The sequence below is a fragment of the Methylobacterium mesophilicum genome, from assembly GCF_036441335.1.
GTDB classification, from domain to species: domain Bacteria; phylum Pseudomonadota; class Alphaproteobacteria; order Rhizobiales; family Beijerinckiaceae; genus Methylobacterium; species Methylobacterium mesophilicum_B.
The window spans coordinates 150,153-163,684 of the sequence record NZ_MLBW01000028.1; the positions used below are offsets into that span (position 1 = coordinate 150,153).

Genomic DNA, 13,532 nt, shown 5'->3' on the forward strand with positions numbered 1-13,532 from the left:
GCCCACTCGGCCCGTTCCGGCCGGGCGGGCACTGGGCGGCAGCGCGATAGGTCGGGAGGGCGCAGGATGGGCAATTTTGAAACCGACGACGTCAAACGATGGACAAAGGAGATTGTGTCGGAGGTGGAGCCGGACAAAGTCTTCGTCGTGGACGAGACCTTCGGCATCGCCCCGGAAGATTGGCACAGGGCCGACTCGCAGGATGAGGGACGCTTCGATGGAGGGGCCGCGGCCTCGGACTTCGCCACCGTCGTGGTTCCGTTCATGCTCGGCTTCTTCGGGGATGTCGTCAAGGACGTGGTCAAGGATGCGGCCAAGGAGGCGATAGCCCCGCTTCTCGACAGGCTCCTGAAGCGCAAGGCCACCGGCGGCGAGGCAGCCCGCCTCAAGGAGGCCTTCGACGCGGAGATCGCCAAAAGCCGCTTCAATCCCGAGGAGAAGAAGGCGCTCCGAGAAGGATTCGAGACGCTCTTTGCCAAGGTACTGCCTGCCTCGGGCATCCCGGGCGACAAATGACCGAGCGACGGACAGACAACGAGCATCCGGTCCGGCTACTGCGGCGTTTCGGCGTGAGCGACACGCCGGCCGCGTTCGCGGTCGGCACCCTCCTCGTCCTCCAGTACGTGTTCATGCTCAAGCTCTGGGTAGGCTACCCTATCCAGGGCATGGGATTGCAGTTCCATCACAACGTCGTGGTCATGGGCATCACCCTCTCGGTCTTCGGATCACTCGTGATCGTGACCGCGTCGTTGAGGTTGTGGCGCGGAGGCGAGGCTGCGGCACGCAAGATCGAACGCGAGGCCGGGAACCAGGCCTTCGCCCCGATGAGGGCGCTCCTAGACAAGATATCGGCTCGCTCGACGTTGGAAGCGCACGAGCGGCCAAGCCTGTTCTGGAGCCCCAAGAACAAGAAGGCCCTGGAGGCCAGGGACAGGCCGGACAGGCGCACCTCCGTCGTCGTCGGCTTGGCGCGCCTCGGGACGCTCCGAGAGGATCCCGACCTGTTCGGGGCGCTCCTGGGGCACGAGATCTCCCACCTCGAACTCGCGGGTACGCGCGCGGAACAAACCGTTCGGCGCCTCGCCATGCTGCACCTGCGCGTCCTGGCCTGGCTCGTCGTCGTCTTCGCGCTGGTCCTCGCCTTCAGAGACAGGCGCGGCCTAGGCTCGACTCCCGCCCTGGGTGGATTCTCCCTCGTCCTTGATCCCCAGGCGTACCTGGACGTCTCCTCGCAGCTCGCAGCCCTCTTCCTCTCGGCGGCGGTCATCTTCGTCTACGCCTACTTCTTCGTGGTGCGGCGGGAGCACGGGCACGACTTCAGGGGCAGTCAGCTCGGCGCCACGGCCGCGCTCAGCGAGCGCGGCTTCGAGCTGCAGCCCACGAGCCTTCGGGGGCGCATCGGACGGGCGATCCGCGAGTTCAAGGCCCTGCATCCGACGGCAGCGCGACGAAGGGCGGTCGTTCGCCAGCGCGACTTCCTGCTCCTCTCGGCCATCATCTACCCGGCCATCGTATCCGCGACCCAGCCGCTGAGCCTACTCATGCTCGCGGGCTGGCGGACCTTCTTCGGCGTCGAGCGACAGATCTGGAACGCCTGGCTCACGCCCTTCACCGGGCTGCTGCTGTACCTCGTCCTCCGCGCGGATATCGCGAGGCTTGGAATGGGTCTGCTTCTTCGGCCGCGCAGGTACATCCTGCAGATCCCGGTCTACGCGACGGTCGCAGCCCTCTCGACGCAACTGCCCCGGTTCGTCCTAGAGTTCCTGTTCGGCATGCGGCAGGGCTTCCCGCTGAGCGAGATCATCAGGCGCTTCTGGGAAGGCTTCGTGACGGGTGGCAGCCGTGTGGCGCTCCTGATCGGGATAACGCTTCTCCTGCTCGCATACCTTTCGGCATTGCGGATCGCGGCCGTCGGCGAGGCGAGGGCCGATCGTTTGTCGTGGCTCGACGCGACGACAGGGGCCTGCGTGATCGTCGGGGCCTTCGCGATCTCCCTGCTCTCGACCGCCACGTCCGTGGTCGCCGCGATGATCCTGCTCGCCCCGTTCATCATCCTCCATGCAACCGTGTTCGGCTCCCTGCAGGGATGTCGCGCCTGCCGGTCCCGCCGGAGGATCGATGCCATCCTGCTCCGCACACGCTGCCCATGCGGCGAGGAGCGTCTGCCTCTGTCGAGGCGCTGGGTGGCGGAGGATTTCCGCGATCATCTCGACCCAGTTCCGAGCAACGGACAGGCGCTGCGCTCGAAGTGAGGAATCGGCGCCAGTTGCGGGTCGACCCGGCGGCGTTCGCGCGTCCGGTGGGATCACTCGGCCCTCGAGCACGCGCCAAGCCCGGCCCGACCACCGCCTTCGCTTGGCTGCCCGACGCCCGTGCCTGCGGCGTACCGGCCGTCGGGCGCTTCGCCGTCAGCCTCGATCAGGATGGGGCCGCCGTTCGCATCGGCCCTCGTCCTGCCCGGGGCAGCGGGCAGGACGAGGGCAGCTCAACTGTAGACCGGCTTCGCAGCAGCCCCCGAAACCGAAACGGCCCCTGGATGCAGCCATCGGAACCGGGAAGACGAGAGGTTCCCGATCGGCGCTAACCAGAACCCCGCCTCGGATCGAAGTTCTTTTGTTCTTTGAGGATGTTGGCGTCGCCCGTGGGATGGGCCCCGCTTCAAGGCCGGTCTTCAGAATATCGCACCGTGCAGTGACCAAGCGAGGGTGAACCTTCGAAAGAGCTCGCGGCCAGATCAGGCCGCGAGGGGCACGGGCGCCTCGATCCGGGCAGCCCCTTCGTGAGTCAGGGCGCGGACGATGCTGCCCATGACCGGTGCACAGACCCCGTTTCCCAGGATTTTCACCTGGTCCCGGCGGTTGCACTCGGCAGCGAACCTGAATGGGACGCTCCGTCCGCGTGCCGGCTTGCGGGCGGTCAGGCCCATCGCCCTGACGAGCTCCGGCACCTGCAGCATGCGTAGGGTGGGCTCGCCGTCCCTCCATTGCACCAGACCGAATCGGTCCAGCGTCGTGAGGGTGCGCAGGGGCCTGTCGAGCGACTGCCAGCCGCCCCCCTTGTCGGAGCCGTAATAGACGATGAGGAAATCGACGCCCGCGCCGAGCGCGTCGATGCCGGCCTGCACCCGCGCCAGGGTGTTGGCGGAACGGTTTGACGACCTGAGGGGGCCTGCCTTCCAGCCGTCAACGTCGAGAATGCTCCGGGCCGTCAGACCGACGGACTCGTGTTCCTCCGGCAGGTTCGGCGCGCGCTTCATGTCGCACACCACGAAAAGGCGCTTGCGCGCCTGCGGAACACCGAACGCGCTCGCGTCGAGAACGCGTGTCCGGGTGTGATAGCCGAGATCCTTGAGGCCGCCGATCAGGTGGTCGTAGCCGCTCCAGTGACGCCATGGCGCAACGTTCTCGAGAACGACCCAACGGGGCGCATCGCGTCCCATCTTCCGCAGGAACTCGACTGCGAACGACCCTGACCTGCGGCTGTCCTCGTCCCGGGGCCTGTTGCCCTTGGCGATGGAATGATTGGTGCACTCGGGCGACGCGATCAGCAGGTCGACCCGGCCGATGTCGCGCCCGAGGATGTCCGGGCCCGTCTGCATCGAGAGGCGACAGTTCCGAACGATGGCCTTGGGGAAGTTGCGCTTGAACGTCGACGCGGCCCTGTCCCACGCATCGACGCCTGCCACGATTTCGGCTCCGGCCATCCGGGCGCCCCAGCTGCTGAGCCCGCCGCCACAGAAAAGATCGACCGTTCGGATCACGCTGCATCCCTGCGAGCCACGCCGGATTCGGCGGCGACTCCGCCAGGCTGCCAGGTGGCGCGGCACGTTACAACCGCCCGCGATTCCGGCCGGGCGCGCGACCCGATTTTATGGTGATCTGTGATCCCCGGGCCGCAATGGCGTGCAGGCCCTGACTATGCGCCGGACGCACCTGTCGGCGTCAGCCTTGACCGCGTGCTCCCAGATGCGGAGCACCTTCCATCCGTCCGACCGCAGCGCCCGCCGGTTGCGGCGGTCGCGAGCGATGTTGGCGGCGATCTTGGTCTCCCACTTCTCGGACAGCTTGAGCCGCCACTCGCCGAAGTTGCGGCCGTGCCAGAAATCGCCGTCTACGAACACGGCGACGCGTGCGTCACGGATGACGAAGTCGGGTCGTCCCGGGAGGTCGCGGGCATGCATCTCGAAAGCCAGCCCGGTCATGGCGAGAGCCGTCTCGACCGCCAGTTCCGGCTTCGTTCCCTTGCCCCGGATGCGCGACATGACGGCGCTTCGCGTCTCGGGGCTCATGATGTCGCCCCTGTGCAGGCGCGCGGGCGCCATCGCTTTCAGGTTGTCCATTGAACGAATCCGAGGGACACTGCGCCCGAACGGCCGAGCTTCATTGGTGGCGTCGGCGAGCGCCGACCAGAGGATACGCCTTGGAAGAGGAAGAGGTTCGCGAACGGGTCGAGACGCGTGTCACGCTCGGTCACTTCATGGCGAACATGCTGCGCGCGGCAGGCACGGACAAGGCCGACGTCCAAGAGAATTTCGCCAGGCATCTCTGCGATACCGCCAGGCTGCTCGACGGCTTCCTGCGAAACGACAACCACATCCGAAGGATCGATTACGAGCCGTCCGGCTTCTGGCCGGAGCAGAAGGGCCGGCGCTTCGGGTTCGTGGATGGCGGCGTTGCCAACGTCGCGCTGCCCGGTGCGGCTCCGTTGGCCATCCGGGTCGGGGCCTACCTCGTTCGTCCGGGGATCGACGGGCAGGAACGGGAGGACTTCTCCGTCCAGATGCATTTCGTGGACGACCTCTACGATCCGAACCAGAACGTCTACGACGACCAGTTCGAGGACATAACGAAGCTCCGCGACGCTGCCCGCATCATCGCGGAAGCGGGAGCATGCCGGAACCTGCTCGAAACGACGGAGGTCGACGCCCTGCTCGTGCAGGGCCCGCTCATCAATCCCGTGTCGCCCTACGGCACGCCGGGCTTTCCGGCCTACACGGCCTCCGCCTCCGCCAGGCTTGCCGGAAGAAGGATCAGGAACGAGAAGGAGCGGCACTTCATCCCGCTCTATCGCGATATCCTGGAGAAGTGCCGCCTGAGCGGTCCTGTCGTCGCCGGCGTGGTGGAACGGGATGGCGGCGGTCGCCGCTTCATCAAGAACCTGCTCGACCGGATGATCTCATCCGGAAAGCTCGACAACGCCCGTCGCGTGAAGGTCGACAGGTTCCTGAAGGGCTATGGCCTCTCGGACACGCAGCTCCTCGACCTCATCCTCCGGGAAGGCGAGTACGTCGTGCCGATCCCGGTCAACCGGCAGGGTGACGCTGACGAGCAGAACAAGTGGCCGAACGAGTGGAAGGAAATCATCGGCCTCTTCCCGGCCGCCCTGACCTCCTTCATCAAGCCCTCCGAACGTGTGCAGCCCCTGCGTGTCGAGACGTTCGAGGGGACCCCGACGGCGGATCTCCTTTCGCTGGTGCTTCACACCAGCCGGCTCCTCCCCCGATACGGCTTCCCGGTCGGTCTCGACGTCGTGGACCGTTACGCCAAGGTGCCGGACTGGATGGGCCGGCAGATCGCCACCGGGCACAAGGTCAACCTTCTCCGCAAGGCGTTCGCGACGGACAACGACAAGGTCCGCGACTTCTCGATCAGGATGCTGTCCGCCACGGGGCGCGACTGGCTCTACCGACCCAAGATCTGACAGGCAGGAAAGCCGGATGGCCGACTGGATCAGCAGCAGGGACCGCCGCATCGGGACCGTCGTCGGCGACGCGTCGACCGATACCTACACCTTCATCCTCAAGAGTTTCGGTGCCAAGCTCGGCGATATCGTCGCGACGCCGACCGACGTGCCCGGGCCCGAGGGCGCGTACGGTGCCATCATCTGGGGGCGTGTCACGGCGATCAACCGGGTGAACCCGTTCTTCCCCGCCGAGGCTGCCCAGGAGCTCTCGGAACAGGACATCAACCTGCTGGACACGGTGCTGTCCACGACCCGCGACTACCTGCAGGCGGAGGTCCTGATCCTCGGCGCAACGAGGACCGCCGACGCGACCAACCTGCGGCTCTCTCCCGTCACCTACCCGGTGAAGCCTTCCGCCGGCGTCTTCACTCCGCCGGCCGAGGTGATCCGCGTGCTCCTGACGGGCGGCGATGACGGGCAGGTCAAGCTGCGCCTGGGAACGCTCATCGGGCGGCATGACGTGGAGGTCTCGCTCCAGGCCAACAAGATCGTGTCGAGGCACCTTGCCATCCTGGCGATGACGGGTGGCGGCAAGACGGTCGCCGCCCGTCGGGTGCTGAGGGAGCTGACCGCGATCCGCTACCCCGTCCTGATCCTCGATCCGCACGGGGACTACCTTGCCTTCTTCGAGAAGCAGAAGGAGCTCGGCGGCGTCGACGTCAGGCTGTTCTATCCGTCGATACGTGTCTACGCTCAGGACAGCAGCATCATCGAGGATCTCATCACCAAGATGGGACACAAGATGACCGACCCCCAGAAGGATTTCTTCCAGACGGTCATCGCCAATACAAGCTTCGAGAAAGGCATGTCGGCGGAGAAGTACATCGCCGATCTCATCGCCTCCTGCAACACGATGAAGGGCAACGGGGACAAGCTGCACCCCGGCACCGTCAATGCCGTCAGGCGGTCGCTCGACATGGTGCGACGGGCGCTCAACTCCATGCAGGCAAACAACAATCGCCTCATCGAGCTATTGAAACCGAAGGGCTACTCCTTCGCCGAACTCCCCGACCCGGAAACGGCCCCCGACGAGATCATCAGGCCCGGGCAGGTCTCGATCCTGTACCTCGCCGGGTTCGATCACCTGACGCAGTCGGCCATCGCATCCCTGGTCCTCGAGAACCTGTTCGCGCACCGAGCGAACCTGTCGGACCGGATCGCCCCGTTCATGACGGTGATCGAGGAGGCACACAATTTCGTGCCGGGCCGGCGCGAGGGCACGGAGGAGACCCCGTCGCTCGCGACCGTCCGGAAGGTCATAACCGAAGGGCGCAAGTTCGGCACCGGGCTGATGCTCATATCGCAGCGTCCGGCGCGGCTCGACGAGACGATCCTGTCCCAGTGCAACAGCTTCCTGGTCCTCCGCCTCGTCAATCCGAAGGACAAGAACTTCGTCCGCTCGGTCATGGAGAACCTGTCGGAGAGCGACGCCAACGTCCTGCAGTCCTTCGGGCCCGGGCAGGGCATCGTGTCCGGTCAGGCCGTGAGGTTCCCGCTGCTGGTCGAGATCGATTTCGACGAGGACCTCGTCAGCACGACCATCGGGGACGAGGACTTCGTTGGCCGCGCCAGGGAGTGGAAGGCGGACCCCGTAAGGACCGCCAACACATCGCTGGTCGACGCACTCCTTCCTGGCCATCCTCCCAGGAAGGCGAGGAAGAGTCTGCCCGACTACGAGTATGGATCCTCGGGCCGGAAGAAGTAGGTCGATCCGCGCGTGGTCGAACTCACGCCAGTTCGAGCACGCCCGCCCGGATCGCGCTGCGGGCGATCCGGGCGGCCTTGCTGGCCTGGGACACGGTCGGGTATCCCTTCCTCCAGCCCCTGTTCGCGAACTGGGCCATCGAGAGCGCGAAATTCTCGTCCCAGCCGGTAAAGCCGGGGGAGTCCTTCACCCACATCGATGCCTTGACCCAGTCCGCCCCCGTGAGCGCCCTGGTGACCGCAACGTCATCCTCCAGGTTCAGGCTCAGCTTCTGGCTCTTCGCGGGACCGTCTGCAGGTGACGGGGTCGGGCCGGGAGACCCGACCGACAGGCCCGCCTCAGGATCGACCTGACCGTCCGGGGCCGTCGACTTCCCGGGAGCCGCCTGCCGGTACTCCGGGAGGGTATCTGCTGGCCTTTCGAGCTCCAGACCCTGAACGTCCAGCCAGCAGTTCTCCTTCTTGAACCACTCTGTCGTGTGCTGTCCCGCGTTCAGCGTCATGCGCTCGTACACCTGCGGCGCCCACACCTTCAGCAGGTTCTGCAGCTCGTCGGAGACACCCTGGTTCTGCCAGACCCTTTCCAGGTCGATCAGGTCGCCGAGGCGGTGCGCGAGGTAGGAGGTCGTGTAGGCCTTGGCCATCGATCCGACACCGCCGCCGATACCGGCCGTCGTGACCGCCGCGCTCGCGGCACGGTACAGCAGCGCCATCGCGACGACGCCCCGGTAGAACGACTCGTCGACGGCCTCGATGGGCAGGCCGCCATCGGCCGACGAGATGATCTTCTTGAAGGCGTCGAAGTTCTTCTGCGCGCCTCTGCTGACGAGATGAGGGCTCCGGTTCCAGGCCATCCAGAAGCGTGCGAGGTCGGTCTTGCCGAATTTCTGGTCCTTCGGCACCTCGCGCCTGAATTCGGCCTTCCGCTTCGGCGTCGTGCCTTCGCGGTTCATCGCCGCCTGATAGGATCCACGCGTACGCTCGTAGAACCATCGGCTGGCCGTGCCGGGACACCAGACGTCGTACGAGAGCCGCTCCACCTTCCGATGCAGTTCCTCGTTCGCCTCCAGGTCGGCGGCCTGGATCGGGTTCTGCGTGTTGGCGTAGCGCGTGATCCGGGGCACGAACTCCCTCAGGTCGTCCCCGACGACCCTGGTCAGCTTGACCGAGACGGACACCCGGGACAGGTCGACGTCCCCCTGCTTCCGCGACGCCTCCCTGGCCTTGAAGATCGAACCCGTGGTCTGTGCGCCGTTCACGATCTGAAGCCCGACGATCCGGGAGATGCACGGCTGCCCGTGGACGAGCGACACCTCGATTTCCTGGGCGGTCGCCGTCAGGCCGTTGTTGTAGGCCAGGAACCGGTCGGGCTGCTCGCGGACCGTCCTGATGATGTCCTTGTTCACCTTGGTCTTGTTGTCGAGGTAGGAGCGGAGGTTGGTGTCGTACAGCCTGGGTCCATACCTCTTGAACAGCCAATGGATGGTCGTGCCTTCGAGGATCAGAAGGTAGCTCTTGTACGCGTGATCGCTTCCGGTCGCCTCGAGGCAGGGAACCGGCCGCCCGATCACCTCGTCGAAATCGATGACGATGTCCGACGCGCTCAAGGCGTCGCTGGAAAGCTTGTGGAGACGCTCCACGTCGTAGGTGTCGAACGCGACGTCGATGACGTCCCCGAGCCTGTCGACCTTCTTCTCGTCCCTGGCGTTGAGGCGGAGGTTCGTGACGAACACGATCCGCAGCTCGACGATGCGGTCGCTGTTGTCGGCGATATGCTCGACCAGTCCCCTGACCTCGGGGAAGGGCAGCAGGAGGTCCGGATCGTTGTATGCCTGCCGGAAGAAGCGGACTGCCTGCTCGACCCTGCTGCGGTAGTCGCTGACCGGAAGGGCCTTCTCGCCTGCCCCGTCCTCGTAGCGTGCGGTGAACAGCGTCAGCTGCCCGTCGGAACTCACCGGCAGGTAGCCCAGGACGGAGAGGGTGGTGTTCCTCACCTTGGCCCTGAACGGGCACCGGATCAGGTCCTCCGAATCGACGGCGTCCTCGCCGACATCGCTCGAAACACCGCCCTGGTCCTCAAGGTAGCCGATGCAGACCGAAAGCAGGTGGGCATCCAGAACGATGCCCTCGCCGGGCTCCTCCTCGGCGAGCTCGCGGACCTGCTCGCGCAGAACCTGGGCGAAGGCGCTGGCCTTCTCCTCCTCGATGGAAATCACGGGGACCGGTGTGTGGATAATCATTTTCGGGGGGACTTAGATTCGCAATTACAGGCTGTTTCGAAGGTTACCTACCGTCAAGCGCGGTGCAACCTGTGCGCCCACCGCCGCGCAATGCTTCAGTCGGGCCTGAGGCCGCGACATGGCTCGGCTTCAGGTGCTCAGAACTGGATTATGCCGGGTCGGGCCGAGTAGCCGCTCCAGCTCGCGGACAGCATGTTGATCAGCGGCTCCCTCATGCGGAAAAGCACTGCCGCATCGGTCATCTCGGGCAGCCCGAGGGAAGTGGTCCAGTGCCAGTTGATGACCAGCTTCCTGAGCTGCCCGGTACCGCTCTCATCGGCCACCTCGTACGCCGGGGTTACCAGCGAGGCACCGTGCCTCCGCACCCTCAACCCCGCACCGTCGTCCTTCAGACTCCCCGGCACCTCGACGGCCAGGACCGCCGGCCTGAGCGTGCCGCGGCTCTGCGCCTGATCACAGACAGCCCTCGTGCCCAGCAGGACCCACCTGCAATCCGTCAGGTCGGTATTCACGGGAGAAGTGCCCTCGCCCCTTTCGCCGGCCCGCAGGAATTCTCCCGAAAGCTGCTCTGGCGTGATGCCTGCCTTGCGCGAAAACCATCCCAGCGTTCCTCCCGCCAACTGGAAGGCAACACCGCGGTCGCCCGCGGACATCACCCCTGACCCGGGCATGGCGATATGGCTCAAGGCATTCAGCTTCGGGCCCGGGTCGGGGACCAGCTTCGGAAGGCCTCCGCCCAGGCTCATCGCGCTCGCCCACGCGTCCGTCTCGGCCTCGTTGGCCGCTTGGTGCACCAGCCGGTCGTAGAGGATCGGGGTGAGAGCCTCGCTGATGGCTCCCCGACGGTCGGAGGCGACGTTCCTCTTCCCCACCGCCGCGCCAGCGATGTGCGTCAGAAGGTACTCCAGGGTAGGGCCTGTCGAGCCCAGAAATCGATCCCGTCGCGGCAGGAGATCCATGAGCGAACAGATCACCTCGCCGGTCGCTCGCCTCGCAGCCGCCTCCCAGTGCATCAGCGCATCGATCTGGGGGTGAGTGCCGAGGATCTTCCGGATTTCCTCCGCCAAGAGGCTCCTTGCCGGCCTGTCAGCCGCTTCACCGTCCGTATTCGAGGATGTGAACTTCTCCTTGGCAAGCGATCCGCTTACGACGGGTGTTGGCAGTTCCTCAATCCCGGCAAAATGGGCCATAAGTTGTTCATGCTGATCCGACTTGCTTGTCCAGGTGATAAGCACGTACGGACCATTGTCTTTCGCCAGCACCTTCTCAAGAACCGTTGCGGCCGTCTCGAACATCGCCGTCCCGGAAGAAACACCAGGCAGGTAGTTTATATCCAGAAAGACAAGCCTTACGCCCTTTAGTGGGCCGCCAATATCCGGATTGGTTCCATCCACCTTTACGGGCAGGCATGCTGCGTCCAGCAAGCGAAGCGCGCCGACAATCTGAGCCAGTTCCGAGGCATTGTCGTCTACAGCAATAATAGTCGGTGGATGGATCATGCCTTTGGATCCGTGAACTGCATGGCGATGACAGCGCCGTCCATTCCTGAGGGCAATTCGACGTCGCCATGCTCAGGAAATATCAAGGCGCCGCCGCTGAGGGACATGGCCAGGGAGCCATAGTACAGACCCAGGCCCATCCCGCCCGGGCGGCGTGTGAAGAAGGGCTTCGTCAACACCTCTTGGATGTCCTCGAAGCCCGGCCCGTTGTCTGCCACCAGCAGGGCCTTTCCGCCCGGCAGGTCGTCGGTGACGGCGATGTGGATACGGCGGACGCGTGCCTCGTCGGTCCCGACATCAGGCCAGCGGACGCGAAGCCAGTAGATGGCGTTGTCGACCAGGTTGACGAGCACGTTCTGCAGCAGTGCGGACGAGCCCTTCACGACGAACGGCTCAGCCCCCGGAAGATCGTACGTTACGTGGACCTGGTGACGGGCAAACCGCCGCTTGTTGATTTCCGCCGTCTCCTGAACGAGAGCCCGGATATCCACGGTCCCGCGGTTCTTCTCCCGAAGAAGCCCTCCGACACTCTCGACAAGGCTGACGAGCCCGCGGGAGCGCTCCTCGAGAACCACCGTGCCCGCTCCACCCCTGACGGCCTCGTGGATCGAACGGACCCCGCGCTCGACCTCATGGATGATGATCGCGAGGTTGAGCCCCGACATCCCGGCCCGGAGCAGGAGATCGCGCATCTCCCTGTACTCCCGCTCGATCCGGTCGATGATGGGCACCAGCGTTCCGGTTCCCGCATTCGCTGCAACCGCTTCGCGGAGTTCCCGCAGGGGGCCTTCCACGGGAACCGCGGCAGACGATGTCTGTCCGCCGTCCAGCAGCTTCTTCAGGCGATCCTTGTCCAGGGAGCGCTCCACCTCGAACTTGTGGAGTATGGCTGTCACGAGTTCCTGGAACTGCTCGTAGACTGAAGTTTCGTCGAACCCCTCGCGGTTCGTCTTTTCCCGAAGCCCGGCGCTCTGCCCCACATCCAGGTTGACTGCGCCGATCACGATGTTTCGGCTCAGGCGCTGCGAGGGGCGATTCACCCGTCGGATGTCCAGCCTGAGCCAGTCGTCACTGGGCTCGCCGTAATTGTACACGCGAACGCCGTCCCGGTAGACGCGAACGCCTCCCTGGTGGTCGAGGAAGTCACGCACGAGGCTGTTCTGCGGAAGGAGAGCCAGGATCTTCCTGTCGCGGTCGTAGGCGACCAGACTCCCCTTTATTGGACCGATACCCTTCAGCATCTCCTCGGTGGCCACGGGCCGCTTGCGGCTGCCGGGAGGGCTTTCGAGCAACAGTTGGTCCCGCTTTTCCCCCACCGAGCGACTGGCGAGCCGCTTGGGGACGGGGGACCGGAACTGGTAGTTCCATTCGAATGCGCCGTCGAAGGTGAAATCGAATCGCCAGGGCGCCATCTCCAGCAGAGCGCGGACGTCCGGCATCTCGGCGATCCACTCCGGGTGATCCGGGATCTGCAGTTCCGCCTTGAAGGCATCCGACGTTTCGAAGGGCGAGCTGATGGCCGTGATCGAGCGATAGAGCTGGCGGGCCTCGCCCCGTCTCCACTGGGGCTTTCGCAACCTGCTGATCTCGATGCGGGTACCGTGCGGTTTCCGCCCCTTGGACTCGAGGAAGAAGCGAGGCGTGCGCGTTTTGATCTCGATGCGGGTCTCGTCGAGGTAGCGGACCCGCATCAGGTCGTCCCAGTCGATGGAAACGGTGTGTTCCTCGCCGCGCCCGCGCGGGCGGGTGACGAGCCTGATCCTCAGGCCGAGCTTGTGGACGGCGAAGCGTCCCACGCCCTTCTCGCCGAGCGGCAGTCGATTGAAGATCTCGGACCTGCGCCCCTGCTCGCGCTGCTCCTCCCTGTGGTTGCTCGCCGGCTCCAGCCAGATGTCGCGGATCGTGTCGATGCTCATGCCATCGCCGTCGTCGACCACGCGGATGACGGGATCGGGACTGTCCACATCGAGCAGGCGAACCGTCACCTTGGAGGCGTCGGCATCGTATGCATTCTTGACGAGCTCGAAGACGGCAAGCTGATCGCTGCCGATGAGCTGGTCACCCAGCAGTGCGAGAATGCGGGCACGGGCGCGAAAAGGCGCCGTCACGGGAGGTGTCGAGGCAGCTTCCATCAACCCAACGTCATGTCACGATGCACCATACGGCCACCCGGTGCGGCTCACCAGCCGGGAACCGTTCCAGGCTTGCAGGAAGAGCTCGACCGTCACCATTCCACACCCTGTCCGGGTCGGCCCGACACGTTGCACGCCGTCACGCCGAGGGTCGCTTCGAGGCCGCGGAACCGCGACCCCGAATTGCGGTGACAGGACCGCACCATCGCCACGGC

Annotated in this window: 9 protein-coding genes and 1 pseudogene; 5 read left to right on the plus strand and 5 right to left on the minus strand. The window is 65.3% G+C overall.

The window, feature by feature from the left end; genetic code table 11:
• Positions 1-66 precede the first annotated feature (66 nt).
• From MMR14E_RS18885 to MMR14E_RS29320, 3 genes and pseudogenes are all read left to right on the plus strand, one after another.
• A complete protein-coding gene (locus MMR14E_RS18885) occupies positions 67-516 on the plus strand; it encodes a hypothetical protein (protein ID WP_331316365.1) in 450 nt (149 codons plus the stop codon).
• Between the two features lie 53 nt (positions 517-569).
• On the plus strand, positions 570-2,252 hold the full coding sequence (locus MMR14E_RS18890; protein WP_331316367.1) for a hypothetical protein: 1,683 nt from the start codon (positions 570-572) through the stop codon (positions 2,250-2,252).
• Between the two features lie 35 nt (positions 2,253-2,287).
• Positions 2,288-2,584 (plus strand): annotated as a pseudogene (locus MMR14E_RS29320) (hypothetical protein); the annotation flags it as partial.
• Between the two features lie 150 nt (positions 2,585-2,734).
• Here MMR14E_RS29320 and MMR14E_RS18900 read toward each other — a convergent pair.
• On the minus strand, positions 2,735-3,760 hold the full coding sequence (locus tag MMR14E_RS18900; RefSeq protein ID WP_331316369.1) for a DNA cytosine methyltransferase: 1,026 nt from the start codon (positions 3,758-3,760) through the stop codon (positions 2,735-2,737).
• Positions 3,761-3,868: 108 nt separating this feature from the next.
• Positions 3,869-4,339, minus strand: a complete 471-nt coding sequence (locus MMR14E_RS18905; protein WP_331316370.1) for a very short patch repair endonuclease — start codon at positions 4,337-4,339, stop codon at positions 3,869-3,871.
• On the opposite strand from MMR14E_RS18905, the gene MMR14E_RS18910 reads away from it, so the two are divergent.
• Both MMR14E_RS18910 and MMR14E_RS18915 read left to right on the plus strand, forming a co-directional pair.
• Entirely contained in the window at positions 4,339-5,700 is a 1,362-nt protein-coding gene (locus tag MMR14E_RS18910) for a DNA double-strand break repair nuclease NurA (protein WP_331316371.1), read from the plus strand. The two genes, MMR14E_RS18905 and MMR14E_RS18910, sit on opposite strands and share 1 nt — an antisense overlap.
• Before the next feature lie 16 nt (positions 5,701-5,716).
• Complete coding sequence (locus tag MMR14E_RS18915) at positions 5,717-7,447, plus strand: ATP-binding protein (RefSeq protein ID WP_331316373.1); 1,731 nt, start codon at positions 5,717-5,719, stop codon at positions 7,445-7,447.
• Positions 7,448-7,469: 22 nt separating this feature from the next.
• On the opposite strand, the gene MMR14E_RS18920 is transcribed toward MMR14E_RS18915, so the two are convergent.
• The 3 genes from MMR14E_RS18920 to MMR14E_RS18930 form a co-directional block, all read right to left on the minus strand.
• The gene (locus MMR14E_RS18920) at positions 7,470-9,686 is read right to left on the minus strand and encodes an AIPR family protein (protein WP_331316375.1); all 2,217 of its coding nucleotides are present in this window, start codon (positions 9,684-9,686) and stop codon (positions 7,470-7,472) included.
• A gap of 137 nt (positions 9,687-9,823) precedes the next feature.
• Positions 9,824-11,185, minus strand: coding sequence for a hypothetical protein (locus MMR14E_RS18925; protein WP_331316377.1), 1,362 nt, complete (start codon positions 11,183-11,185; stop codon positions 9,824-9,826).
• Positions 11,182-13,317: an ATP-binding protein gene (locus MMR14E_RS18930; protein ID WP_331316379.1), complete on the minus strand. Its 2,136-nt coding sequence runs from the start codon at positions 13,315-13,317 to the stop codon at positions 11,182-11,184. Before MMR14E_RS18930 ends, MMR14E_RS18925 begins: the two co-directional genes overlap by 4 nt.
• Between the last annotated feature and the right edge of the window lie 215 nt (positions 13,318-13,532).

Bases quoted from the DNA above. Each gene is read 5' to 3' on its own strand.
- MMR14E_RS18885 (WP_331316365.1), top strand. From the start codon at position 67: ATGGGCAATTTTGAAACCGACGACGTCAAACGATGGACAAAGGAGATT.
- MMR14E_RS18905 (WP_331316370.1), bottom strand. From the start codon at position 4,339: ATGGACAACCTGAAAGCGATGGCGCCCGCGCGCCTGCACAGGGGCGAC.
- MMR14E_RS18915 (WP_331316373.1), top strand. From the start codon at position 5,717: ATGGCCGACTGGATCAGCAGCAGGGACCGCCGCATCGGGACCGTCGTC.
- MMR14E_RS18920 (WP_331316375.1), bottom strand. From the start codon at position 9,686: ATGATTATCCACACACCGGTCCCCGTGATTTCCATCGAGGAGGAGAAG.
- MMR14E_RS18925 (WP_331316377.1), bottom strand. From the start codon at position 11,185: ATGATCCATCCACCGACTATTATTGCTGTAGACGACAATGCCTCGGAA.
- MMR14E_RS18930 (WP_331316379.1), bottom strand. From the start codon at position 13,317: ATGGAAGCTGCCTCGACACCTCCCGTGACGGCGCCTTTTCGCGCCCGT.